Genomic DNA, 20,953 nt, shown 5'->3' on the forward strand with positions numbered 1-20,953 from the left:
CGGACGGGACGAGGGCGCGAGGGCGGAGCCCCAAGAACAAGTAGGCCAGGCAGGCCAGGCAGGCGAGGCAGGCCAGGCAGGCGAGGCAGGCCAGGGGGCAGGCATGGGCGTGGGGCGTCGCAGCTTCGTCGTCGGGGCCGGACTGGTCGGCACCGGCGGCCTGCTCGGCGCCGCCGGGGCAGCACCGGCGGCCGCAGCACCGGCATCTGCGGCACCGGCGGCCGCAGCTGGACACGACGGCCAAGCCACCTTCGGCCCGAAAGACTTCCGCGCCCGGCGGCTGCTGCTCGTACCGGACGTCGTCCTACTGCCCGAAGGGCCGGTCAAGGACCGCGCCGTACTCGTCCAGGACGGCACGTTCCGGGCCGTCGGGCCGGTCGGCAAGCTCACCCAGGCGCATCGGGACGCCCACCTGGTGCGGCTGAAGGGCCACCTGCTCATGCCGGGCTTCGTGGACGCCCACCACCACCTGACGCAGAGCTTCGGCAAGGCACAGGCGTTCGGGCAGCCTTCGGAGATCTTCAAGACCGTCTGGGAGCCGCTGGAACACGCCCTGGACGAGGAGACCGCCCACCTCTCCGCGAAGCTCGCGGCCCTGGAGTCGTTGCGCGGCGGGTTCACCACCGCCGCCGACGCGGGCACCCGCGCGCCCATCGACGTGGGTGTCATCGCCCAGGCCGCCGAAGAGGCCGGGCTGCGCTGCGTGCTGTCGAAGGTCGTCTCCGACGGCAAGGGCGGCAAGGAACACCTGGAGCGCTTCCAGGACTCGCGGCTGGTCCACCCCTCGCTGGCGATACCTGTCCCCGAGGACGCCACCGCCGAGGTGCTCAAGAAGACCGCCGACCTGTGCGCGGAGGCCGACGCGGTCCTCCAGGTCCACGTCAACGAGCACCTGGCCGCCGTGGAACGCTCACTTAAGAGCGTGGGCCGCCGCCCGGTGTCCTACCTGCACGACATCGGCGCCCTCAACGCGCACACCCTCGGCGCCCACGCCACCCTGCTCACCCCCGACGAAATGCGCATGCTCGCCGACACCGGCGCCGCGGTCAGCTACAACCCGGTGGCCAGCGCCTGGAAGGGCAACGCCGTCGCGCACGCCCTGATGTGGCAGGCGATGGGCATCCGGTTCGGCACCGGCACCGACGGCACCCGCGGCGGCGGCTTCCGCCTGGTCGACGCCGCGGAGAGCGCGCAGCGCCTGACCTACGGCATGAACTCCGGCGACTCCTCGTGCGGTGCGGGACGCACGTGGCTGACCCACGCCACTGCCCGGAGCGCGGACGCCGTCGGGCTCGGCAAGGTGACGGGCGAGATCACGGTCGGCAAGGCCGCCGACTTCTTGCTCGTCGACCTGCAAGTGCCCGAACTCACCCCGTCCTACGACCTGTCGTGGGAACTGGTCCGGCTGGCCGACCGCGACCAGATCAGCGCGGTCTTCGTGGACGGCAAGCTGCGGCTGTGGCACGGCTGGCCCACCGACTGGGACGGGCGCGCGCTGGTGCGCAAGGCCGCCGAGGTGGGACCGAAGGTCGTGGAGCGCGCCCGCATCCAGCGGGTGGACCCGGACCCGGACGGCACCGCCCGCCACTCGCGGCGAGCACGCTCCTGACGTGCGTGGGCCGCAGGGCGGGAGAGCGGGTTGGCGCTCCCGCCCGGCGGCAGCCGCAGCGGCCGCCGGACTACCTGGCTAAGGGAACTAGGGGGACTAGGGGGACCAGGGGGACCAGGGGAGGGCTAAGGGATCACCACTCCCGTGCCGTTGTCCCCGCTCAGGTTCTCGCCGAACAGCGCCTTCGCCGCCGGTGCCCCGATGTCCGTCGGGTTCTCCGCGACCGAATTCGAGGCCGTCAGACCGGCGGTGGCACCGCGCAGCAGCCACACCGCGCCGCCGTTCACGACGGCACCCAGGTTCTCGCCCGGGGCGCCCGCGACCAGGTCCGCCTTGCCGTCACCCGTGACGTCGAGCAGCCGTACCGACCCGCCGAACACGTCGCCGGACTCCGCGACGCCCGGCACGCCCGCCGTGTCCTGGTGGAACGCCTGCGCGCCCTGGCCGGTGAGACCGCCCCGGCCACCCTTGAGCAGCACGACCGCACCGGCCTTCTTCTTCGTGCCGATCGCCTCGCCGGGGACGCCGACGGCCAGGTCGGGGTATCCGTCGCCGTTCGCGTCGCCCGCGCTCAGCCGCCCGCCGAACTGGTCGCCCTTCTCGCTCGCCCCGGGCACGCCCGCCGTGTTCTGCGTGATCGTCTGCGTACGGGACTGGCTCGGTCCTGACGGCGAACCGTAGTAGATCTTGACGGTGCCGGGGTCCTCCTCGGTGCCCTCGGTGTCGCCGTTCGGGAAGATCCGGGTGGCGAGGTCGGCGCGGCCGTCCTGGTCGAAGTCGGCGACGGCGGTGCCGGACGCGGAGTTCAGGCGCTGCGGAACGGTGGACAGACCGTCCTTGGTGCCGGGCCACAGCTTGCCGCCCTCGGCGTGGTTCTCGTACACGTAGAACGTCGCGAGGTCCTCGATGCCGTCGCCGTTGAAGTCGCCCGCGGCGGTCGAGTTGATGAAGTTGTCGGTGCTGTACACCTGCACCTGCTGCTCGCGGGCGGGAGCTCCGTCACGAGTGAAGGGGCCGTAGAGCACGTCGTGGAAGTCGCGGTCCTCGCCATTGCCCATGAACACGTCCGGGTGCCCGTCGCCGTTGAAGTCGCCCGCGGTGATGTCCTCGCCGACCTGGGCGTTCGCCGGTGCGGAGACGCGGACGGCGCCCTGCCCCGAGATGCCGTCCTTCCGGCCCCACAGGGCGATCACCGATCCGCTGACGTTGTTCTCCGGGAGGTAGCCACGGGCGGTCACCGCCAGGTCGGTCAGTCCGTCGCCGTCGAGGTCGCGGGCGATCATCGCGTAGCCGAAGGCCTGGTCGTCGCCGGAGGCGCCGGGCACGCCGGGAGTGTCCTGGGTGATGACCGTGGTGCGCGCGGGGTCGATGCCGTGCGCGGAGCCGTAGCTGATGGTGATGTACCCGGCCCAGGCATGATCGCCGACGGTCCCGCCGGGGGCGGCGACGGCGACGTCCTGGTGGCCGTCGCCGTCGAAGTCCTCGCGCACGGTGGCGGCGGCGTCCTGCGCAGACGCGGTGCCCGCGACGAGCGGCACGCCGAACGAGCCGATCAGAGCGGCGGCTACGGCGGTGGATATGGCAGGTCGGCGGATGCCCACGGTTCCTCCTAGAGCGCGCACGAGGCTCGAAACGCGTGTGCGCGGATGTGATTCACCTGAGAGACATGCGGAAACGGCTGATGGTTGTGCACTGAACGCCGTGTGAACGGGCCCAGGCAAGAGGGACATGCGGGACGGATAGGCAGGGCGGACAGGCAGGACGGCCAAGGCGGTCGGGACAGTCACCCCGGGACACATGGTCAGCGGATGCGGCGGGCGCGGCGGATGCGGATCGGACCGCGTGCCTCGGCCGGGTCGACGGTCCGACCGGCCTGGGTGATGTCCACTTCGCCGGTCGCCATCAGGTGCCGGGCCGCGCGGCGGGCGGGCTCCATGAGTGCGCGCCAGCCGTCGTCAGCTCCTTCGTAGACCGCCCGTGCGGCGTCCGAGGGACAGATGGTGGCAGTCGGCCCACGACGATCCAGCAGATCCAGGATGGCCTGTTCCAGACGCTGCTCCGTCTGCCGTTCGGTGTGCGTCACTGCGCCAGTTTCACACCGGTATCGGTGGACGGCACGGCAAGGGGCGCCGTCCGCCGCGGCACCCTCGGCCGATACGATCCCTCGTCGAAGCCGAAACGATCACGGGGAACATCGCATGCCGGAAGTCATATCCATCCAGCAGAAGTCCGCCGAAAGCCAGTTGGCGCCGGGTGAGCAGCTTCTCGCCTACGGAATCGTCGTCCCTGTGAAGAGTGCCGAAGGCATCAAGATGAAGCACGGCAAGGCCGGCGGGATGCTCGGTGACCACTTGATGCAGCGCTATGGCGCCCAGTCCGGCGGCGCGCAGAGCATCGCCGCGGCCATGCCGCCCACGTCCGGCGCGCTGCTGATGCGGGTGACCGACCAGCGGGTCGGCCTCGTACGGCACATGGACGGCACCCCCGTCTGGGAGATCCCCCGCACCTGGGCCGCCCACGTGGAGCGCCGCCCCCGCCTCCAGCTCATGGCCCGTTTCCGGCTCCACTACGCGGACGGCAGCTGGCTCGCCTTCCTCACCGCGCGCCGCCGCACGATCGAGGCATTCACCACCGCGCTGAACTCCACCGACGGCATGGGCGGCAACTGAGCCGTCAGGGGAAGGTGCGGCAGCCCCCCTCCCGCAGAGCCTCAGGGCCTGCTTCGAAAGGCAGCGCACCCGGCACCGAACGCGCACTGGGCCCGTCGAATTGACAGTCCCGTCCGCGATGACGAAGCCGAAAGTGAAAAGTACCCCGACCGGATCGATAAGTGACATGACGTCAGAATCCGCGATACATACGCTGGTTCCGCCGCACGCATCCCACTCTCACACCACGGACACCTAAGCGACCACACGTATCCAGGGAGCCTCCCGTGAGAAGTGCAAGAATTGCGCTTTGCGCTCTGCTCGTCACCGGGGCCGTCGGCCTCTCGCCAGCCACCGCTGCGTCGGCCTCGTCGGCACCCCGGAGCGCGTTCGCCCTGTCCAGCAGCGCATTCGCCGACGGCGGCGTCATCCCCAAGGTCCATGAGTGCACCAGCGGTGGCGGAAGCGACCCCGGCAAGAGGAACGAATCCCCTGCCCTGACCTGGTCGGGGGCTCCGACCGCCGCCAAGAGCTACGCGATCGTCATGCGCGATCTCGACAACGCCAGCCTCATCCACTGGGTCATCTACGACATCGCGGCGAGCACGGCCTCGCTCCCCCAGAACGTCGACCATGCATACCAGCCCTCGACCCCGGCGGGAGCCAGGCAGGTCTACTACCGTGGCAGCGCGAGCCTCTACGGCTACCAGGGACCGTGCTCGCCCTCGACGGTGAACACCTACGAGTTCGTCGTCTACGCGCTCAACCGGGCATCGCTGACCAACCTGAACTCCGGCTCGTCGACCCGGACCGCCGCCAGGGAGATCGCCGCGGCGACGATCGGATCGGCCAGGATCACCGGCGAGTCATAACGTCGCCGCGCCGACTTTTTCAGAGCCTGATGGGCCCCGCCAACCTCGCGGGGCCCATCACCTGCCCGCTACACACATCGACTGCGGAGCCCCGCCCCGCTTCAACCTTCCAGGGACACCGTCCCGCTCCCGGACATGCGGGGCCCGGGGCAGGCGGCCCTCCCAGGTGCAGCGCCAACCTCATCTCGGGTGCACCGGATCGGTACTGACACGCATGCGCCCGTCGCGGACCTCGGCGATCTGGTCGACCGCGGTGAGGTGGGTGCGGTCGTGTGTCACCAGGACCGTCGCGGTGGCCCGTTGATGGGTGAGGCGGGTGATCAGGTCGATGACGGTGGCGCCGCGTTCGTGGTCGAGGGCGCTGGTGGGCTCGTCGACCAGGAGCACCGTGGGGTCGTTCATCAGGGCGCGGGCGATGTTGACGCGCTGGCGCTGGCCGCCGGAGAGCTGGTGGGGGCGTCGTCCGGCCTGGTCGGCGAGGCCGACGGCGTCGAGCAGCTCCGCGGCCAGGACCCGCGCCGTACGTGCCTTGCGGCCGTCGATCTCTGCCATGACCTGCAATTGCTCGGCCGCGGTGAGGGAAGGCAGCAGGTTGGGCTGCTGGAAGACAATGCCGATCTTGTGGCGGCGCAGGGCGGTGAGCTCACCCCGGGTCAGTCCGGCGGTGGGCGTGCCGTCGATGGTGACGGTGCCGGTATCGGGGGTGATGAGCGTGGCGGCGACCGCGAGGAGGCTGGACTTGCCGGAACCGGAGGGGCCGAGGACGGCGGTCAGGCTGCCCTTGGGCACGTCGAGGGTGACGTGGTCGAGGGCGGTCAGACGGGTGTCGCCGTCGGGGTAGGTGAGGGTGATATCGGTCAGGTTGAGGCTCATCGGACGCTCCCCAGCGCGGTCAGCGGGTCGACGGAGGTGATGCGGCGGACGGACAGCACGGCCCCGAGCGCGCCGAGCGCGATCATCACGGCGGCCGGGACGACGACGGTGGCGGGGGTGAGGAGGAACGGCACCGCGGAGCCTGCGACGAGCGCCCCGACACCGGCGGCGATGCCGGTGCCGATCACGGTTCCCCCGGCCAGCAGCACCAGGGCCTGGCCCAGCGCGTCCTTGAGCAGCGTGGCGGTGGAGGCGCCGAGCGCCTTGAGGACGGCGATGTCGCCGCTGCGCTGGATGGTCCACACCGTGAAGAAGGCGCCGATGACCAGGGCCGAGATGGCGAACAGGAAGCCGCGCATCAGTTGCAGGGAGCCGTTCTCCGAGGTGTAGGAGCCGATCGCGGAGAGCGAGTCGTCCTTGGAGACCGTCCTGGTGCCCGCGGCCTGATCGGTGGCCCCGAGGTCGGAGCCGGAGGTGGTGTCGAGGGCGATGACGGTCGCGGTCGGCCGTCCGTCGCTGCCGCCGACGGGGGGTGCCGTCCGCTGCCAGGTGTCGAGGCTGGTCCACACGACGGGGGTGTGGCTGAAGGAGGCGTCACCGCTCACCGCGGCCACGGTCAGCTTCTGTCCGGCCAAGGCGATGGTGTCACCCGCGGCCACAGCGAGCTGGTCCGCGGCCTCGGTCGACAGGACCGCGGAGTGCTCGTCGATCTCGTCGCCGTCCGGGGCGAGTGCGGAGCCCGGCCGGACACCGAAAGCGGACGCGCCGACGCTCTTGTTTCCGGCGGTCGCCTTGGTCGTGGTGATGCCCAGCGGTTCGGCGCTCCGCACGCCGGGCGCCTCGGCCCACCGCTGCCATTGCCGTTCGGTGACGGTGGAATTGGCGTACGACAAGTCCTCACCGCTACCGGGCGCATTGAAGGCGATCCGGTCCGCGGGCAGGCCGGTGATCGCCGAAATGTTCTGTCGGCCCAGCCCGGCGGTCAGCCCGGAAAGCAGCCCGACCAGCAGGGTGATGAGCACGATCACGGTGCCCATCAGGGCGAAGCGCCCCTTGGCGAACTTCAGGTCTCTCCAGGCGACGAACACAGCTTGGGCCTGCTCTTTCAGGGGTGGAATACAGGGGTGGAATTCAGGGGTGAATTTGTGGGTGGATCCGGCAGGTGGAGGTGGTGGAATCGGTGTGTCTCCACCGTGGTCTCCGGCCCCCTGGCAGGACATCTGGCGCAGGACAGCAATCGGCGCATCCAAAGGCGGCACGCGAGTTCTAACTTTCGATGGAGGCTTTGCGCGGGGGTTCTCCTTAGGCTGGGAGGACTGTGAACACCACCGGCCCCACCTCCTCGACCGCTCCGAGAGCACCGACCGCCCCGGCGTTGACTCCCACCACCCGGGCCTCGGCCTGGTGCCTGCACCTCCTGGTGGTCGGGCTGCTCGCGCTGGCCGCGGGCCGGGCCGTGACCGACGGCCGCCCGCACGCCGGATGGGTCATCGCCGCGGCCGCCGCGTGCGGCCTGGTCTACGCGGTCGGCCCGGCGCTGCCGGGAGTGAGCCGCTCGCGGCGGGCAGCGGCGCTGTGGCTGGCCGCCGTGGGCGCCGTCTGGCTGGTGCTCCTGTCCCTGTCCGGCGACGGGGTGTGGGTGGCGTTCCCGCTGTACTTCCTCCAGCTCCACCTGCTGCCGCGGCGCGCCGGAATCGCCGCCGTGGCGGCGACCGCGGTGGCGGCCATCGCCGGGTACGCCGCCCATCAGGGCACCTTCGACGTGGCCATGGCCATCGGCCCCGGCCTGGGCGCGGCCGTCGCCGTCGCGGTGGTGTGGGGATACCAAGCCCTGTACCGGGAGAGCGACCAGCGCAGACGCCTGATCGAAGAGCTCACCGCCACCCGCTCCGATCTCGCCGCCGCGCAGCACACCGCAGGGGTCCTCGCCGAACGCGAACGACTCGCCCGCGAGATCCACGACACCCTCGCCCAGGGCCTCTCCAGCATCCAGCTCCTGCTGCGCGCCGCCGAACGCGCCCTCCCCGCCAATCCGGACAACGCCGCACGCTACGTCGACCAGGCCCGCCAAGCCGCCGTCGACAACCTCGCGGAGGCCCGCCGCTTCGTCGTCGCCCTCGCCCCGCCCGCCCTGGAGGGCACCACCCTGGCCGGTGCCCTGGAACGCCTGTGCGCCACCACCAGCACCCGCCACCAGGTCACCGCATGCTTCCGCCTCACCGGCGAGCCCGAACCACTGCCGACCGCCCACGAGGTCGCACTGCTGCGCATCGCCCAGTCCGCCCTGGCCAACACCGTCCGCCACGCCGAGGCCCGCACAGCCGACCTCACCCTCCGCTACCTCGGTGACCGCGTGGCCCTGGACATCGTCGACGACGGACGCGGCTTCGACCCCGACCGGCTGCCCGCCCCCGACCCCGAGGCGGGCGGATTCGGCCTTGCCGCCATGCGCGCCCGCGTCCACGCGCTCGGCGGCACGCTCACCATCGATTCGTCACCCGGCGACGGCACCGCTCTGGCCGTCCGACTGCCCCTGGACCGAACCCAGTCGTCCGCCGCCCCAGCCCCAGACTCCGCCCCCGACCCCACACACGAGGCCCACCCGTGACCGACACGCCCATCCGCCTGCTCCTGGCCGACGACCACCCCGTGGTGAGGGCCGGATTGCGCGCCGTCCTGGAGACGGAGGAGGGCATCACCGTGGCGGCCGAGTCGGCCACCGCCGAGGAGGCCGTCACCCGTGCAGCCCAGGGCGACATCGACGTCGTCCTCATGGACCTGCAGTTCGGCAAGGGGATGAACGGCGCGCAGGCCACCGCCGCCATCACCGCCCGCCCGCAGGCGCCGCGCGTCCTGATCGTCACCACGTACGACACCGACGCCGACACCCTGCCCGCCATCGAGGCAGGCGCCACCGGCTACCTGCTCAAGGACGCCCCACCCGAGGAGCTGGCCGCGGCGGTACGCACCGCTGCCGCGGGCCGCACCACACTCGCGGCCACCGTCGCCGACCGGCTGATGAGCCGCCTGCGCACCCCCGGCACCGCCCTGACCAGGCGCGAGACCGAAGTCCTCGCCCTCGTCGCGGACGGCCTTTCCAACCAGGCCATCGGCGCCCGCCTGCACCTCACCGAAGGCACCGTGAAGTCCCACCTGGCCCGCATCTACGCCAAGCTAGACGTCGATTCCCGCACGGCCGCCGTCGCCACGGGCACCCAACTCGGCCTCATCCGACGCTGACCACGCCGCTGCCCGGCTCCCCGGCAAGCAGCCGCGACAGCTCGACGCGGGAACGTACGCCCAGCGCGGCGAACACGTTGCGCAGGTGATGGTCCACCGTCCGGTGGCTGACCGAGAGGCGCATCGCGACCTCCCGGTTGGTGGCGCCCTCCGCCACATGCCGGGCGATGCGCTGCTGCTGGGGAGTCAGCGTGGCCAGCGGCCCGGGGCGGGGCCGGCCCGCGACCGCCTCGCCCGCGGCCCGCAGTTCGGCGCGGCTGCGGTCCGCCCAGACCCGTGCCCCGCACCGCTCGAAGGAGACCAGCGCGTCACGCAGCGGACCGCGTGCCTCGCGGGTGCGGCGCCGACGGCGCAGCCACTGGCCGTACAGGAGTTGCGTACGGCCGCGCTCGAACTCACCCGGCAGGCGGTCGTGGTGCGCGAGCGCGCTCTCGTACGCGGCGGCCGCCTGCTGCGGTGGGCACAACAGGGCCCGGCAGCGGGCCAGTTGGGCCGACGCGAGCCGGTCCGCGGTGGCCTCGGTCCAGCGGGTGAACTCCGTCGTGGCGTGCCGGGCTTCCGCCGTGCGCCCCACCTGGACGGCGGCTTCCACGAAGCAGGGGACGGCCAGCATCCTGACGGCGAAATGACCGCGCCGCGGCCCGGGGGCGACCAGCGGGGCGAGCCGCGCCGCCGCGTCGGCAGGGCGCCCCGCGGCGAGTTCCGTACGGGCGACGGCCCAGACGGCGAGTGTGGCCGCCTGCGTCAGTCCGTGCGGCCCGGCACCCGCCGCCGCGGCCGCCGCGTGCGAGGCGCACGGTTCGGCACCGCCCTCGACGGATGCGGCGAGCGCCAGAACGGCGTGCAGGGAGGCGGCGACGTTGGGCTGGCCGATGCGATGCGCGGCCCTGAGCCCTTCGAGGGCGTGTGCCCGCGCACTGGTGTGGCGTCCCGCGCGCAACTCGCCGTAGGCCAGATGCTCCAGGGCGCGGGGCAGCAGGACCTCGGGGCCGTAGGTGCGTACGGCCGCGAGCGCCCTCGCCCCTGCCTCGCAGGCGGTCTCGACCTCGCCGACCACGAGGGCGGCGGCACCGGCGCGCAACAGCTCGCCGGGTTCGCTAGCCTGACCCACCCCGCCAGCCCTGCCTGACCCGCCCGCCCCGCCCAACCCGTCCAGGCAGCGACGCAGCAGAGCGTGGCCCTCGGCGCTGCGGCCAGCGAGAACCGCGCACATCCCCGCGCGGTACGCCTCCAGCATCGGGTCGTCGTCGCAGGCGGGTAATCGCGTCATCGCCTCCCGGTAGGCGGCCGCGTCGCCCATCGCCCAGGCCGCCTCCGCCGCGCCGATGAGCGCGCGGCGGGCCCGCGCGGGCGGGAGCAGCGCGGCGGCGGTGAGCAGGGACTCCCTGGCGTCGTCGGCAGGACCGTCGGCGAGGGCGAGCAGCCCGCGCACCCGATGGACGCCACCGTGTGCGGGGACGGCGCCGGTCTGTGCGAGGAGGGCACGGGCTCGTACGGGGTCCCCGGCCAGCCGGGCCGCCTCCGCCGCCTCGGCGAGCCGGTCGGTACGGGATTCCGTGTCCGCGGTGAGCGCCGCGGCGCGGGCCAGGGCGGCGGAGCGCTCGGCGTGCGGCGGGTGCGCGGTCGCCGCCGCGGCGAGGGATCCGGCGAGCCGCGCGTCGTGGTCGTCCGCCGCGCAGGCGAGCTGGACCAGGCGGGGGAGACGGTCGCGGCAGACCCGGGCGAGGCGGAGGTGGGCGGCTCTGCGGCGGGCGAGCGGGGCCCGTCGGAGCGTCGCTCGGCGCAGCAGGGCGTGGGTGAAGTGGATCCGGCCGCCCGCCTTGACGACGATCCCGGCCGCCTCCGCGGGAGCGAGCGCCGCGGGGTCACCACCGGCTCGCAGCACCAGGGCGAGGTCCGCGCCCGCCCCGTCGGGCTCGTGCTCCCCGGCCGCCGCGGCGAGCAGCAGCAGCGCGCGTGCGGCGCCGGGCAGTTCGTCGATGCGGAGCGCGTAGTCGCCGAGGAGGTTCTCGCCGCCGGGCAGTGGATCGGGCAGCGGGGTACGCCCGGTGAGCTGCCCCGGGGTGAGGGCCGCGACGAGCGCGGTGAGCAGACGCGGGTTCCCCACGGCCTCGCGGAGCAGCCAGGCTCCGACGACGGGGTCGGCGGCGCCCCCGGTGAGCCGGTCGAGCAGGGCGGCGGCCGCGCTGTCGTCGAGCGGTCCCAGGCGCAACGTCGTCGGCCCGGCGAACTCGTCCGCGCCGGTGCGGTGTTCCGCGAGGGTGAGGAATACGGCCACCGGGGCCGAGGCGGACACGTGACGCAGGTCGGCCGAGAGGGCGCCCCGGGAAGCGGCGTCCCAGCGGTGGACGTCGTCGATACAGACGAGCTGCGGCCCCTCGTGCGCAAGCTCTGTCAGCAGGGTTGGTGCGGTCGGCTGTACGGATGGGACCGGGCCGCAGATCGCCCGTGCATGCTCCACCAGGGCGGTACGGCCGAGGCCGGGAGGCGCGGCCAGTACGAGCACGCCGCCGTGGCCGTCCCGTACGCGCCCCACCAGGGACTCCACGGCGGCGATCTCCTGGCGGCGGCCATACAGTCCGGTCGGCCCGAGCGCGCTCGGTACGGACGACGTCGAAAGGGTCACGCCCGCACGTTACTGTCGCGTAACACGGCCTGGAAGCCCCGGGTCCGCGGCTCTGGGCACGCCACCACCGGCGTCCGCACCAGGGTGTGCACGAGCACAAGCGACAGCTGTGCAGCGGACACGAGAGGGCCTGCGCCGGACACGCAGGCGTCGCCCGCCACCGGCTCCCCGGCGACGGACGACGACTCTCCAGTCCCTGATACTCCGTCAGTGTCAAGAAGTATGAGGGCAGTTGCCCCTGTACTCCTCGATCGTGAGACTCGGCCGAGGCAGCGGGCAGAGGAACTGCTCGTAGCGGGTGTCGTTGTCGATGAACCGCTTCAGCCAGGAAATGCTGTACTTCGCGATGGTCGTGTTGGACGAGTTCGGCGTGAAGTGAGTGGCGTTGTTGAGCTCCAGGTACGCCTTGTCCAGGGAGCCCGGCAACGACTCGTAGAACGGCTCGGAGTGGCTCGCGACCGGGGCCACGGTGTCACCGTCCGCACCCACCACCAGCGTCGGTGTCCGCACCTCGGGCCAGGTCGTGTCGGTGTTCCAGCCGGTCAGCGGAATCGCCGCCTTGAGCGACGTACGGCTCTTGGCCGCCTCCAGGGAGCCACCGCCGCCCATCGAGTGCCCCATCACGCCGAGCCGGGACGCGTCGACCCGGCCGCGCACCGAGCTCGACTTCGTCAAGTAGTCGAGTGCTGCTAGGAGTTGACGGCCCCGGCTGGCGGGCTGGTCGAGGGTGGTGAGGGTGTCGATCGTGAAGACCACGAAGCCCTGCGACGCGAGTCGCGGCCCGAGCCAGGCGATGCTCGACTGGTAGGCGGTGAAGCCCGGCGAGATGACGACCGCGCCGAACGTGCCGTCGGACGTGGACGTCGGGTAGTAGACGGTACCGCCGCCGAACCCGGACACCCCGAGCGAGGAGACCGTGGTCTGCGAGACGGCGTAGGAGCCGCGCGGCGCCTCGATGCTGGAGACGGTCGGCTCGGGGCCGCGCTCGTACGGGTTGTCCGCGGCGGCCTGGGCGCCCGGCGCGAGACCGGTGCCGAGAAGCCCCGCGGTGGCGACCGCGGCGGCCAGACAGGCCCGCACCACTGGGCGGGAGAAGGCGTGCAGCTGCACGGAGGGGTCCTCTCGTCGTGGCGGAACCACGCGGGGGCGGCATGCGGGGGAGAGGAGAGCGCCCCGGCGGAGACCGCCGTGTTGGTTGGCGGTCTCACCGTGCCGCTGATGACGGTGGACAGACATCGGCGAAATCACCGGTGTACCGAACGGCTGGACCGTTGTGTACGGATCGTCGTTGCGGAGGACCAGCGTCAGCGGGGAGGATGCGTGGAGGTGCCGGGTGGTCATCCCGGCGAAGTGTGGGAGGCGCTGCTCGTGGACACCGCATCGCGGTGCGCCTCGCCCTGCGCGCCAGACGCTGACCACTTCGCCTCGCCCACCGGCTGACCTGCTCCGTTCGCGGTGGGCGCTTCCCCTTATGGGAGACCACCGTCGTGTCCGACGACTTCTTCTCGACCGACTTCTCGACGGCTGATCGCCGTCCTCTGGCAGCGGTTCTTGCCGCCAACCTCGTTTCGATCAGCGGGAATTGCCTCACGTACATGGCCGTGCCGTGGCTCGTACTGCAGAGCACGGGTAGCGCCGCCAAAGTGGGGATCGTCGCGTTCTGCGCGCTGCTGCCTGTAGTGCTCGCCGCGCTCGTCGGTGGTCCGGTCATCGACCGGATCGGGCGACGGCGGGTGAGTGTCGCCTCGGATCTCGCCTGCGGAGTCGCCGTTGCGACGATCCCGTTCCTGCAGTTCGTCGGCCTCTTGCAGTTCTGGATGCTGTGCGTGCTGATGGCGATGACCGGGCTGTTCCGTTCGCCCGGTGAAACTGCCCGCGGCGTGCTGTTGCCCACGATCGCCGAACGCGCCGGAATGCCGCTGTCCAGGGCTGCCGGGTTGTACGACGGCGCGGCGCGCTGTGCGGCGCTGACGGGATCCGCTCTCGGAGGCGTGCTGATCGCCGTACTCGACGCCGAGTACGTCCTGTTGGTGGATGCCGCGACCTTCGCGGTGTCCGCGCCGCTGTTCGCGTTCGGGGTGCGCGGCCTGCCCGAGGCGCGGGCCGGGCGGTGGGTCGGGCCGACGTCGCCGCGCGCCTACCGTCGTGAACTCGCGGAGGGCTACCGCTTCGTGGCGGCCGCGCCGTTGCTGCTGGGCCTGTGCCTGATGACGCTGGTCACCAGGGGCCTCGACCAGGGCTGGAGCGCCGTACTCCTCCCCGTGCATGCCCGTGAGGAGCTTGCTGGTTCCGTTGATCTCGGCCTGCTGAACGCGGTGTTCGGGGCCTGTGCCCTCGTGGGGGCGCTGGTCTATGGGGCGGTGGGCAGCCGTTTTCGGCGGTGGCCGGTGTTCACGGTCGCGTTTCTCGTCGTCGGCCTGCCGCGGTTCGTGGTCGCCGCCTTCACCGACACCTTCACGCCGCTGGCCTTCACCATGGCGGTCGAGGGTCTTGCCTGCGGAGTGCTCAACCCCGTCATGGCCACGGTGACTTATGAGGCGGTGCCGGAGGAACTCCGCAGCCGTGTGCTGAGTGCGACGACCGCCTCGGTCCAACTGGCCACTCCGCTGGGCGGATTGGCGACGGGCGTTCTTGTGGATTCGGTCGGCCTGCCTTCCGCGCTGCTGACGGTTGGCGGCGTATATCTCCTGGCCACGCTGTGTCCGGTGATCTTTCCGGTCTGGAGGCAGATGGACGGGACCGGTTCTCTCCACGACGGAGCGGAGCTGCCCGCGAACAATGGCTCAAAGTGATTTAACATTCAACAGTACTGGGCGGCATGCTGGGCAGAGCGTCGGAGGCCATACAGGTATCCGGCCCAACACCCCGTCTGAACAATGGAGATGACCCGAGATGACCCAGACCCAGACTCGGACCCGGACCCAGGACCAGGCTCAACCCCAGCCCCAGGCCGAACCCCAGAGCCTGCCGCTCCGCCTCCACCACCACGCCTGGATCACCGACGACCAGGAAGCCAACCGGCGCTTCTACGAGGACGTGATCGGCCTGCCCCTGGTGGCCACGTGGACCGAGCGCGAGGTGCTGTTCGGGGCCGAGCGCGTCTACAGCCACGCCCTCTACGGCCTAGCCGACGGCAGCGCACTCGCCTTCTTCCAGTTCGCCGACCCCGAGCACCAGGAAGAGTTCAAGACCGAGATCAATGCCACCCCCTTGCGCCACATCGCCTTCAAGGTCGAGGCGGCGACCCAAGAAGCCATACGGGAGCGCGTCATCGCGGCCGGTGATGCCGGTGATGCCGGTAGTACGAAGGCGGATGCCCATGTGATCGACCACGGGTTCTGCGTCTCGCTCTACATCACGGATCCCAACGGGCTGATCCTGGAGTTTGCTGTCGATCACCCCGACGTGGAGAAGATCGACGCCGAGCGGCGCGCCACGGCACACGCCGACCTCGCCCGCTGGCTCGCAGGCGACCACATCAGCAACAACCGCTGGCGCTGATTCCTGACGTCGGACCGCCGAGCTGTTCCCGCAGGATGTCGGCGTGTCCGGCGTGCCGACTGGTCTCGGTGAGCAGGTGGACCAGGATGTTGAACAGCTTCACGTCGGGGTGCGGCCACCAGGGCACGTGGCCGGGGGAGTCGAGGGTGAGTGCGGTGATCGTCGCGTCCGCGTGGTCCCATACGCGACGGTAGCGGTCGGTGATCTCCTCGCGTGTCTCGTGCTCGGTCACCCACAGGTCGGCGCCCCGCGAGGCCTCGTCGTCCCACCGGGGCAGAGGTTCGGGGAACGGTCGGCCGAAGACCTCGCCGAAGTACCTGGATTCCCAGAGCGACAGGTGCTTGACCAGGCCGAGAAGGTTGGTTCCTGTCGAGGTCAGCGGGCGACGGATGTCGTACTCACCGAGCCCGTCGAGCTTCCGGAGCAGCACCTTGCGACTCTCTCGCAGGTCGTTGTGCAGGTAGTCCTTGGCGAAGTCATCAGTCATGAGGCACGAGCCTGCCAAGTGCCGCCGATCGGCTCAACCACTCGGCGGCGAAAGGCAACCTCTCGCTCGCCGAGTGTCACGGATCAGGGCTCTGAGCGCAGCTGCTCAGAGCGCCGTGCCGAACGCCTGTGTCCACCAGGGGCCGCCGGAGCCGTTGTGGATGCCCACGCCCAGTTCCTTGAAGTCGCAGTTGAGGATGTTGGCGCGGTGGCCGGGGCTCTTCATCCACCCGTCCATCACCGAAGCCGGACTCTGCTGACCGCGGGCGATGTTCTCGCCGTACGTGCTCCAGCGGTAACCGGCCGCCGTGATGCGGTCGCCGGGGTCCTTGCCGTCCGGGCTCGTGTGGTCGAAGTAGTCGCGGGCCGCCATGTCGGCGGAGTGGTTGGTGGCCGCCGTGGCGAGCTTGTCGTTGGAGGTGACCGGACCGCAACCCGCCTTCGAGCGCTCGGTGTTGACCAGGGCGACGACCTGCGCGGCCGTGCCGCTCGGCTTCGGCGGCGCGGGGTCGGACGCCTCCGGCTTCGGCTTCGGCTTGGCCGAGGTGCGGCTCGGCGTCGGCTTGGGCTTGGGCTTCGGCTTCTTCTTCGTCTTGCTCGGGGTGGGCTTGGCGCTGGGGGACGCGGAGTGCTTGGGGGAGGCGGAGGGGGAGGCGCTCTTCGAGGCCGATGTGTCGGTGGGCGAGGCGGGGGCCGCGGCGGTGGACGGGGTGTCCTCGTCCGAGTCCGGGCCCGTGAGGAGGTGCACCGCGCCACCGCCGATGCCGAGCGCGACGACCGCGGCGGCCACTGCGGTCGTACGACGACGGCGTCTGGCGCGATCACGGCGGGCCTGCGTCCGAGCGGAGACCGGAGCCGCCGACCCGTGCACGGACGTGGCGGAGGCCGAGCCGACCTCGACGAGGTCCGGCGGCACGACCAGACCGGCGAGCGCGGAGCCCACAGGGACGAGCCCCAGCCCCACCAGCAGACCCTCGGCGGGCACCAGATTGGACCAGTGGCCCTCGCAGGCCGAGCAGCCGCGGGCGTGCCGGGCCAGCCGCTTGCGCCACAGCGCCGACGGCACCCCGTCCCAGCCTGCGGTGATCTGCTGGAGACCCGCGCACGGAGGGTTGGCGGACAGGGCACGCACGACGACGCGCGCCGTCTCCAGCTGCGCCTTCATGCGCTGTACCCGCACCGCCGCGTGCTGCGACGAAAGCTCCAGCGCTTCGGCGACCTCCGCCCGCGTGAGCTCGCCCGCGGACTCCAGCCACCACAGCGAGAGCAGCGCCCGGTCGTCCTCGTCCAGCCAGCGAGTCGCCTCGGCGGTCTCCCTGCGCTGTCCCGAGAGCCCGAGCCGGGTGATGGTCAGATCGACGAAGTCCGCGCCGGGATCCACCACGTCGTACGCGTCGGCGAGGCCACCACCGGCGGGTATCGCGCCCGAAGCGCGCTCCCGCCAGTGGCCGCGTATCTGGTTCATCGTGATGGCGACCAGCCAGCTGCGGAAGGTCTCCGGGCTGCGCAGACCGTCCAGGCCGCCGAGGACACGGAGCATGGTCTCCTGCACCACGTCGTCCACGTCCGCATGGCCGTTCAGGGCCCGTCCGACGATGTTGTAGACCAGCGGCAGGTACTCCGCCACCAGCGCGTCCTGCGCCCGCTGGTTCCCGTCCTGCGCTGCCCTGATCATCGCGATTTGGCGTTCGCTGCTCACGCTGTGTCCACTCTCTTTGTGGGGGGCCTGTCTCCTCCGACACAGGGGAGACGCCCTGCGCCCGCCGCGATAACAGAAACCGCTCGGATTCTGTCGAAGCCGGTCTGCTGACCGTATCGAGTGGACTCTGACCCTCGACATGAGGTGGAGGGTGAGAGTTCACTCACCCGCTCACCCGCTCTCCTGCCGGATTTCGTGGCCGGTCCGCTCTGCGATGAGCCGCCGGTAGTTCGGGCAGTGGGTGACGTCCTCGTACGCGCAGTTCAGACCGCCCTCGATGAGCTCCAGCGAGGCCTGGGCCGCTGCGATTCTCGACCGGAGCTCCTCGGCCGTGGGGCGCAGGATCTCGTGCCGGGTGTCGCGGTCGACGGTCGAGGACAGGCTCCTGATGGTGTCCAGGCCGAGACCCGCCTCCTTCAGGATGAGGATCGTCGCCACGCGGGTGAGGTCGTCCGCGCCGTAGCGACGGCGCCCGCCGGTGTCCCGGCCGGGGGCCAGCAGGCCCACCGACTCCCAGTGCCGCAGCACGTGCGTGGCCAGACCGAACCGTGCCGCGATGGCGCCGATGCTCAAGGTGCCGGTGCCGACACCGCCGCCGTCGTCGCTTGACTTCATGTCGACATTAAGTCGCAGCATGACGTCCATGTCCACGTATCAGGAAGCGCATCACGACGCGCATCACAAGGTGCATCACGAAGCGGTGGAAGAGCACCGCGACACTCACCGCGACACCGAAGCCCTGCTGGCCGTCCTCGACGCCGCGGACCGGATGCCGAGCGCCACCCGGCTGCGGGACCGCTCCTACGAACTGCTCTCCCTCGTCCCGGGCTCGACGGTCGTGGACGTCGGCTGCGGCGCCGGGCGAGCCGTCGGCGAGCTGGCCGGACGCGGCGTCCGCGCGGTGGGCGTCGATCCCGGTCGGTCGATGCTGGCGGCGGCCCGGGAGCGGTGGCCGGAGGCGGAGTTCCGGGAGGCGGGGGCGGAGGAGCTGCCGTTCGCCGACGGAAGCGTGCGCGGCTACCGCGCCGACAAGGTCTTCCACCTGCTCCGGGAGCCGGGGCGCGCGGTGGCGGAGGCCCGCCGGGTCCTCTGCCCGGGCGGCAGGATCGTCCTGGTAGGTCAGGACTGGGACGCCATCATGATCGACTCGTCCGACGCGGCGCTCACCCGCACGATCGTGCACGCCCGCGCCGACATCCTGGACATGCCCCGCGCGGGCCGTCAGTACCGCGGCCTGCTCCTGACCGGTGGCTTCGACGACGTCACGGTGGAGGTGCACACCAGCGTGTTCACCGACCCCGCGATGCTGTCGCTGCTCGAAAGGCTCGTCGACCCGGTCTGTGCCGCCGGGGCGGTCGGCCGCGACCAAGCGGACGAATGGCTGGCCGAACAGCGCCGACGGGCCGAGTCCGGCCGCTTCCTCGTCGCCATTCCGTTCTTCGTGGCCTCAGCCTCAGCCTCAGCCTCAGCCTCAGCTTCCGCTTCGGCCTCCGCCTGAGTGCTCAGGAACCCGCCGACACCGGAGAGTCCGTCCGGTCGCCCACCGACTCCTTGGTGGCGGACTTCGGGATCGGCTCGTCGTGGCGCAGCGCGGTCCAGACCCGGTGCGACGCCTTGTCGAGCGGCAGGACCCGGCCCGCGTCCTGTGCGTCGTAGGTCACCGGCATCGTCACCATGTCGGTGCGGTCGGGGCTGATGCCCTTCAGCTCCTTGGCCAGGCCGATCAGCTTGTCCGCCGACGCCAGGTCGGAGTCGGCGCTGATCGTCTTGGTCGCGGTGTCCGCGAGGCCGTACGACTTGGCGGGGTCGCTCAGCGGGTCGACGGTGTTGGCGCGGTGGATCAGGGCCTTGATGAAGGCCTGCTGGAGCTGGATCCGGCCCAGGTCGCTGCCGTCACCCACACCGTGCCTGGTGCGGACGAGCGCCAGCGCCTCTTCGCCCTTGAGCGTGTGCTTGCCTGCGGTCAGCGAGAGGCCGCTGTTGGGGTCCTTGATGGCCTTGCGGGTGGTGATGTCCACGCCGCCGAGCTCGTCGATGAGCTTCTGGAACCCCTTGAAGTCGACTTCGAGGTAGTGGTTCATGCGCAGGCCCGACATCTTCTCGACCGTCTTCACGGTGCAGGCGGGCCCGCCCACCTGGTACGACGAGTTGAACATGGCCTGCTGGGCGCCCGCCGCGCCGCCACCGTGGGACTGCGTGCACTGGGGCCGCTCGACCATCGTGTCGCGCGGGATGCTGACGACCGAGGCCTTCTGGTGGGACTTGTCGACGTGCAGGACCATCGCCGTGTCGGCCCGGGCCCCGCTCACACCGCTGCCGTACCGGCCGTGGGTCCCTGCCCGCGAGTCGGAGCCGAGCAGGAGGATGTTCATCGACCCGTCCCGCTGTCCGGCGGGCCTGTCGTGTCCGAGGGCGGCGTTCACGTCCGTGCCCTGGATGTTGCCGTTGAGGTGCTGCCAGGCGTAGGCGACGCCTCCGCCACCGACCAGGGTCAGGCCCAGGGCGCCCCACGCGACGTACCGCAGGGCCTTCTTCCGGGGCTTGCGCCGCGAGCCGCGGACCCGGGCGGGCCCGTAGCCGGGCACCGAGGGGCCGTCTACCGGGTGTGCCGGGTGCTCGTCATGGCTCTCGTGCGGCATGCGCTGCCTCTCTTCGCGAACCGGGAGATCAGCGGATCAGCGGATCGATCGGGGGTTCAGGGTCGGGCTCGGGGACCGGGAGGTGGTTACGGAGGTCCCGGGCTCAGTACGCGGAGTCGACGTTGTCGATGGAGCCGTACTTGTCGGCGGCGTAGTTCGCGGCCGCGGTGATGTTGGCGACCGGGTCGGTCAGGTTATTGGGGGTGCCGTCGACGTGGTAGGCGTCGAAGGTCGGCTGGATGACCTGCAGCAGGCCCTTGGACGGGGTGCCGTTCTGGGCGTTCACGTCCCAGCCGTTCTGGGCGTTCGGGTCACCGGCGGACTCACGGATGATGTTGCGGTGGAGCCCCTCGTAGCTGCCGGGGATGCCCTTGGACTTCATGATGTCCAGGGACTCGCGGATCCAGCCGTCGAGGTTCTCGGGGTAGTTCTTGTCGCCCTTGGCGGCCTGCGGCGCGGCTGCGGCGGCCTGAGCGGGCTCCGCGGCGTGGGCGGGGGAGGGGACGAGGGTCAGGGCGGCGGCGGCAGCTCCGGCGGCGGCGATGCCGGCGACGGAGAACTTACGGGTCCGGGCGGTACGCGTCAGAGACATGCGGGTGCAACTCCTGGATGGGGACGAGATGGGGCGCCGGATCGAGCGGGCGACTGTGCCTGCTGTGCGATCCCGGCGTCCCGAAGACTCAGCCAGGGTTAGCGGCGCCCGGGGGCGGACGCAATCATGTGACGTACTACCGAGATACGAAGAGGCCCTGGTCGGAGC

At 71.4% G+C, this 20,953-nt stretch carries 19 protein-coding genes; 8 read left to right on the plus strand and 11 right to left on the minus strand.

Annotation, left to right across the window (positions count from 1 at the left end; all coding sequences use genetic code 11):
• The first annotated feature begins 103 nt into the window (after positions 1 to 103).
• A complete protein-coding gene (locus ABZV77_RS33900) occupies positions 104 to 1,609 on the plus strand; it encodes an amidohydrolase family protein (RefSeq protein WP_356265546.1) in 1,506 nt (501 codons plus the stop codon).
• Positions 1,610 to 1,734: 125 nt separating this feature from the next.
• Here the strand turns inward: ABZV77_RS33900 and ABZV77_RS33905 are convergent, their stop codons facing one another.
• Both ABZV77_RS33905 and ABZV77_RS33910 read right to left on the minus strand, forming a co-directional pair.
• Entirely contained in the window at positions 1,735 to 3,210 is a 1,476-nt protein-coding gene (locus ABZV77_RS33905) for an FG-GAP and VCBS repeat-containing protein (protein WP_356265429.1), read from the minus strand.
• Positions 3,211 to 3,410: 200 nt separating this feature from the next.
• Positions 3,411 to 3,692 carry a DUF3253 domain-containing protein gene (locus tag ABZV77_RS33910; protein WP_356265432.1) on the minus strand — a complete coding sequence of 94 codons (282 nt, stop codon included), beginning with the start codon at positions 3,690 to 3,692 and terminating at the stop codon, positions 3,411 to 3,413.
• 115 nt (positions 3,693 to 3,807) lie between these two features.
• On the opposite strand from ABZV77_RS33910, the gene ABZV77_RS33915 reads away from it, so the two are divergent.
• Together ABZV77_RS33915 and ABZV77_RS33920 are read left to right on the plus strand one after the other, a co-directional pair.
• The gene (locus tag ABZV77_RS33915; RefSeq protein ID WP_356265435.1) at positions 3,808 to 4,278 is read left to right on the plus strand and encodes a hypothetical protein; all 471 of its coding nucleotides are present in this window, start codon (positions 3,808 to 3,810) and stop codon (positions 4,276 to 4,278) included.
• 266 nt (positions 4,279 to 4,544) lie between these two features.
• Positions 4,545 to 5,129, plus strand: a complete 585-nt coding sequence (locus ABZV77_RS33920; RefSeq protein WP_356265438.1) for a YbhB/YbcL family Raf kinase inhibitor-like protein — start codon at positions 4,545 to 4,547, stop codon at positions 5,127 to 5,129.
• Between the two features lie 180 nt (positions 5,130 to 5,309).
• Here ABZV77_RS33920 and ABZV77_RS33925 read toward each other — a convergent pair whose 3' ends face one another.
• On the minus strand, positions 5,310 to 6,002 hold the full coding sequence (locus ABZV77_RS33925; protein WP_356265441.1) for an ABC transporter ATP-binding protein: 693 nt from the start codon (positions 6,000 to 6,002) through the stop codon (positions 5,310 to 5,312).
• Positions 5,999 to 7,090, minus strand: a complete 1,092-nt coding sequence (locus ABZV77_RS33930) for an ABC transporter permease (protein WP_356265444.1) — start codon at positions 7,088 to 7,090, stop codon at positions 5,999 to 6,001. Before ABZV77_RS33930 ends, ABZV77_RS33925 begins: the two co-directional genes overlap by 4 nt.
• A gap of 287 nt (positions 7,091 to 7,377) precedes the next feature.
• On the opposite strand from ABZV77_RS33930, the gene ABZV77_RS33935 reads away from it, so the two are divergent.
• Both ABZV77_RS33935 and ABZV77_RS33940 read left to right on the plus strand, forming a co-directional pair.
• Complete coding sequence (locus ABZV77_RS33935; RefSeq protein WP_356265447.1) at positions 7,378 to 8,610, plus strand: sensor histidine kinase; 1,233 nt, start codon at positions 7,378 to 7,380, stop codon at positions 8,608 to 8,610.
• Positions 8,607 to 9,242 carry a response regulator transcription factor gene (locus ABZV77_RS33940; protein ID WP_356265450.1) on the plus strand — a complete coding sequence of 212 codons (636 nt, stop codon included), beginning with the start codon at positions 8,607 to 8,609 and terminating at the stop codon, positions 9,240 to 9,242. Before ABZV77_RS33935 ends, ABZV77_RS33940 begins: the two co-directional genes overlap by 4 nt.
• Here ABZV77_RS33940 and ABZV77_RS33945 read toward each other — a convergent pair.
• Together ABZV77_RS33945 and ABZV77_RS33950 are read right to left on the minus strand one after the other, a co-directional pair.
• Positions 9,229 to 11,868: a LuxR C-terminal-related transcriptional regulator gene (locus ABZV77_RS33945; RefSeq protein ID WP_356265453.1), complete on the minus strand. Its 2,640-nt coding sequence runs from the start codon at positions 11,866 to 11,868 to the stop codon at positions 9,229 to 9,231. The genes ABZV77_RS33940 and ABZV77_RS33945 overlap by 14 nt on opposite strands.
• 213 nt (positions 11,869 to 12,081) lie before the next feature.
• Positions 12,082 to 12,978, minus strand: a complete 897-nt coding sequence (locus tag ABZV77_RS33950) for a dienelactone hydrolase family protein (protein WP_356265456.1) — start codon at positions 12,976 to 12,978, stop codon at positions 12,082 to 12,084.
• Positions 12,979 to 13,355: 377 nt separating this feature from the next.
• Here ABZV77_RS33950 and ABZV77_RS33955 point away from each other — a divergent pair, with 377 nt between their 5' ends.
• Positions 13,356 to 14,660, plus strand: coding sequence for an MFS transporter (locus tag ABZV77_RS33955; protein WP_356265459.1), 1,305 nt, complete (start codon positions 13,356 to 13,358; stop codon positions 14,658 to 14,660).
• A 100-nt stretch (positions 14,661 to 14,760) separates the two neighbouring features.
• Entirely contained in the window at positions 14,761 to 15,369 is a 609-nt protein-coding gene (locus ABZV77_RS33960) for a VOC family protein (RefSeq protein ID WP_356265462.1), read from the plus strand.
• Here the strand turns inward: ABZV77_RS33960 and ABZV77_RS33965 are convergent.
• The 3 genes from ABZV77_RS33965 to ABZV77_RS33975 form a co-directional block, all read right to left on the minus strand.
• Complete coding sequence (locus tag ABZV77_RS33965) at positions 15,347 to 15,856, minus strand: DinB family protein (RefSeq protein ID WP_356265464.1); 510 nt, start codon at positions 15,854 to 15,856, stop codon at positions 15,347 to 15,349. The two genes, ABZV77_RS33960 and ABZV77_RS33965, sit on opposite strands and share 23 nt — an antisense overlap.
• A gap of 105 nt (positions 15,857 to 15,961) precedes the next feature.
• Positions 15,962 to 17,530 (minus strand): sigma-70 family RNA polymerase sigma factor, encoded by a 1,569-nt coding sequence (locus tag ABZV77_RS33970; protein WP_356265549.1) that lies wholly within the window; start codon positions 17,528 to 17,530, stop codon positions 15,962 to 15,964.
• Between the two features lie 195 nt (positions 17,531 to 17,725).
• Positions 17,726 to 18,169: a MerR family transcriptional regulator gene (locus ABZV77_RS33975; protein ID WP_356265467.1), complete on the minus strand. Its 444-nt coding sequence runs from the start codon at positions 18,167 to 18,169 to the stop codon at positions 17,726 to 17,728.
• 28 nt (positions 18,170 to 18,197) lie between these two features.
• Here ABZV77_RS33975 and ABZV77_RS33980 point away from each other — a divergent pair, with 28 nt between their 5' ends.
• The gene (locus ABZV77_RS33980; protein WP_356265469.1) at positions 18,198 to 19,052 is read left to right on the plus strand and encodes a methyltransferase domain-containing protein; all 855 of its coding nucleotides are present in this window, start codon (positions 18,198 to 18,200) and stop codon (positions 19,050 to 19,052) included.
• Positions 19,053 to 19,056: 4 nt separating this feature from the next.
• Here ABZV77_RS33980 and ABZV77_RS33985 read toward each other — a convergent pair whose 3' ends face one another.
• Together ABZV77_RS33985 and ABZV77_RS33990 are read right to left on the minus strand one after the other, a co-directional pair.
• Positions 19,057 to 20,193: an LCP family protein gene (locus tag ABZV77_RS33985; protein WP_356265471.1), complete on the minus strand. Its 1,137-nt coding sequence runs from the start codon at positions 20,191 to 20,193 to the stop codon at positions 19,057 to 19,059.
• Positions 20,194 to 20,296: 103 nt separating this feature from the next.
• Entirely contained in the window at positions 20,297 to 20,785 is a 489-nt protein-coding gene (locus ABZV77_RS33990; RefSeq protein ID WP_356265473.1) for a transglycosylase SLT domain-containing protein, read from the minus strand.
• Positions 20,786 to 20,953 lie beyond the last annotated feature (168 nt).

Source organism: Streptomyces sp. NPDC004732, assembly GCF_040609235.1.
Lineage (GTDB): Bacteria > Actinomycetota > Actinomycetes > Streptomycetales > Streptomycetaceae > Streptomyces.

Excerpts from the sequence above, each read along its gene's own strand:
- ABZV77_RS33990 (WP_356265473.1), bottom strand. The coding sequence starts at position 20,785 with ATGTCTCTGACGCGTACCGCCCGGACCCGTAAGTTCTCCGTCGCCGGC.
- ABZV77_RS33975 (WP_356265467.1), bottom strand. The coding sequence starts at position 18,169 with ATGAAGTCAAGCGACGACGGCGGCGGTGTCGGCACCGGCACCTTGAGC.
- ABZV77_RS33965 (WP_356265464.1), bottom strand. The coding sequence starts at position 15,856 with ATGACTGATGACTTCGCCAAGGACTACCTGCACAACGACCTGCGAGAG.
- ABZV77_RS33985 (WP_356265471.1), bottom strand. The coding sequence starts at position 20,193 with ATGCCGCACGAGAGCCATGACGAGCACCCGGCACACCCGGTAGACGGC.
- ABZV77_RS33925 (WP_356265441.1), bottom strand. The coding sequence starts at position 6,002 with ATGAGCCTCAACCTGACCGATATCACCCTCACCTACCCCGACGGCGAC.
- ABZV77_RS33915 (WP_356265435.1), top strand. The coding sequence starts at position 3,808 with ATGCCGGAAGTCATATCCATCCAGCAGAAGTCCGCCGAAAGCCAGTTG.
- ABZV77_RS33980 (WP_356265469.1), top strand. The coding sequence starts at position 18,198 with ATGTCCACGTATCAGGAAGCGCATCACGACGCGCATCACAAGGTGCAT.
- ABZV77_RS33960 (WP_356265462.1), top strand. The coding sequence starts at position 14,761 with ATGACCCAGACCCAGACTCGGACCCGGACCCAGGACCAGGCTCAACCC.
- ABZV77_RS33900 (WP_356265546.1), top strand. The coding sequence starts at position 104 with ATGGGCGTGGGGCGTCGCAGCTTCGTCGTCGGGGCCGGACTGGTCGGC.
- ABZV77_RS33970 (WP_356265549.1), bottom strand. The coding sequence starts at position 17,530 with ATGATCAGGGCAGCGCAGGACGGGAACCAGCGGGCGCAGGACGCGCTG.